The 2,271-nt window shown below is 73.5% G+C and carries 2 protein-coding genes; one reads left to right on the top strand and one right to left on the bottom strand.

The genetic code is table 11. From position 1 onward, the window contains the following. Nucleotides 1–113: 113 nt before the first annotated feature. The gene (locus SACPADRAFT_RS0218905) at nucleotides 114–653 is read right to left on the bottom strand and encodes a low molecular weight protein-tyrosine-phosphatase (protein WP_007027336.1); all 540 of its coding nucleotides are present in this window, start codon (nucleotides 651–653) and stop codon (nucleotides 114–116) included. A gap of 422 nt (nucleotides 654–1,075) precedes the next feature. Here SACPADRAFT_RS0218905 and SACPADRAFT_RS28735 point away from each other — a divergent pair. Beyond that, nucleotides 1,076–2,271: sensor histidine kinase (locus SACPADRAFT_RS28735; protein WP_407690027.1), on the top strand; the 1,196-nt coding region annotated here is incomplete at its 3' end.

Raw genomic sequence — 2,271 nt, forward strand, 5'->3', positions numbered from 1 at the left:
GACGACGCGGCGGCCGTTGGGCAGGGTCGCGACCACCGCGCCACCGCCGAGCGTCCCCGTGCCGGTGGGGGCGGTGCCGACGTGCCGCGCGATCGCCTCCTCGGCCCCGGTCGTCACCGGTTCTCCCGGACCCAGTCGAGCAGCCCGGCCACGGAACGTTCGATCATGCCGAGGACGTCGGTGAACCCGTCCCCCGCGCCGTAGTACGGGTCGGGGATCTCCGCGTCCGGCGGCGCCGTCGGGTCGAAGCTGCGCAGGAGCCGCACGTCGGCGTCCGGACCCGCCAGCGCCCGCAGTTCGTCCAGGTGCCCGCCGTCGGCGGCGAGCAGCAAATCGGCGTCCAGGTGCCGGGCGCCGACCTGTGCGGCGATGTGGTCGTCCGGGTAGCCGTGCTCGGTCAGGGTCGCCCGCGCCCTCGGGTCGGCCCGCTCGCCGACGTGCCACGAGCCGAGCCCGGCGCTGACGATCTCCACCCCGTCGTCCAGCCCGGTGGCGCGCAGGTGTTCGGTGAACACCGATGCCGCCATCGGCGACCGGCAGATGTTGCCGGTACACACGAACGCGATCGTCAACGGGCGGCCGGGCGCGGCGCCACCCCCGTCCGCTCCCGCCGCGTCGGCGCCCGTCCGCGGGATCCCCGTGTCGTCGACCATGTCCCCCAGTGTGCCGCTCCCGGGTCCACCGTCGGTGCCGGGTACCGCCCGTCGTCCGTGCCCGCCCGCCGTTCCGGACACGCGCTGACCGTTCCGGACACCGCGCTGACGACGTAGCGTGCCTTTTTCACAACTCGCGGTGCCACCTCTCTGGCCGTGGCGGGGCACGACCTACTAGGCTCTCGGTCTCGTCGACGCGATTCGGGGGCGGTCGTCGACGCGAGGCCATACTGATGTCACAGGTACATTTGGGGGCTCCCATTTCCCTGTCCGAAGGGCGGCGCGACACCGGTTCGCGCCCGCCGCTGGTCCGAGCTTCGCTCGTCCTGCTCGTCTCGGTGCTCGTCACCGGGGGCGTGTGGCTGTGGGTGGCATGGGAAACACCCGCGGCGCAACGGCCGCTGGTGGCCACTGTGGGCGGTGTGACGGCACTACTGGCGTGTGCCGCGGTGGCGTTCACGGTGTACCGGGACGGGCAGTTGTCGTCCGCACGCGGCCAGGCGGCCGACCGGCGCGCCGAACTGGAGCGGCTGGCCGACGACACGCTCCCCGCAGCGGTGGACCGACTGCGCGAGGGCGCCTCGGCGGACACCGTGCTGGCCGAGCTGCCGCGCCCGTCGGACGAGGTCCACACGCGCCTGCTGCGGCTGCTGGTCCGCGAGATCAGTGTCGGGGAGCGCCAGCGCGCGGCGGCGATGTCGGCGTGTGCCAACGCGGCCGGGCGTGTGCAGGCGATGGCGACCAGCATGCTCGCCGACCTCCGCGAGATGGAGCACCGGCACTCCGAGGACGTGCTCGGGGACCTGCTCAGCCTGGACCACAGCACCGCGCAGGCGGGCAGGCTCGCGGACAGCATCGCCGTGCTGACCGGGGCCCGGTCCGGACGGCGCTGGACGAAGCCGATCGTCATGGAGAGCATCCTCCGCGGTGCGATGGGCCGGATCCGCGCCTACCAGCGGGTGCGCCTGCACTCGACGAGCACGTCGGCGATCGTCGGCTACGCGGCCGAGGACGTGATGCACGCGCTGGCCGAGCTGATGGACAACGCCACCAAGTTCTCCGCGCCGTCGGAGGAGGTGCACGTCTACGTCGAACAGCTGCACACCGGCGTCGTCATCACGGTGGAGGACGGTGGCCTGGGGATGAAGCCGCAGGCGCTGGAGCGGGCCGAGCGCTCCGTCTCGAGCACCGTCGGCCTCGATCTGACCAAGCTGTCCGGCAGCAGGCTCGGCCTCGCGGTCGTCGGGTGCCTGGCCCGCAAGCACAAGCTCCAGGTGTACTTCCGGCCTTCGTCCCGCGGTGGCACCGGTGTGGTGCTGCGGATCCCGAACCACCTGGTGACCCAGCCCCGCCAGGAGCAGGTTCCCGCCCCTTCGGGGCAGACCACCCGCAACGCCGCGTCGGATCCCCGCACGTCCCGGGCCGAGGCGACCGTGCGGGACCGTTCCGCGGTGTCCGGTGCGCCGTCCGCCGCGGCGACGCTGCCGGGGACGCGGCGACCGGAGGGCACCTCCGCGGACACCACCACGGGGGCGCGCCCGTCCGAGCCCACGGCACCAGGGACGAGCACGACACCCGCGACGGGCACGACACCCGCGACGAGCACGACACCCGGGAA

Source organism: Saccharomonospora iraqiensis subsp. paurometabolica YIM 90007 (assembly GCF_000231035.2).
Lineage (GTDB): Bacteria > Actinomycetota > Actinomycetes > Mycobacteriales > Pseudonocardiaceae > Saccharomonospora > Saccharomonospora paurometabolica.

What these genes read in the sequence shown, in the direction of transcription:
- SACPADRAFT_RS0218905 (WP_007027336.1), bottom strand. Translation starts at nt 653, where the DNA reads ATGGTCGACGACACGGGGATCCCGCGGACGGGCGCCGACGCGGCGGGA.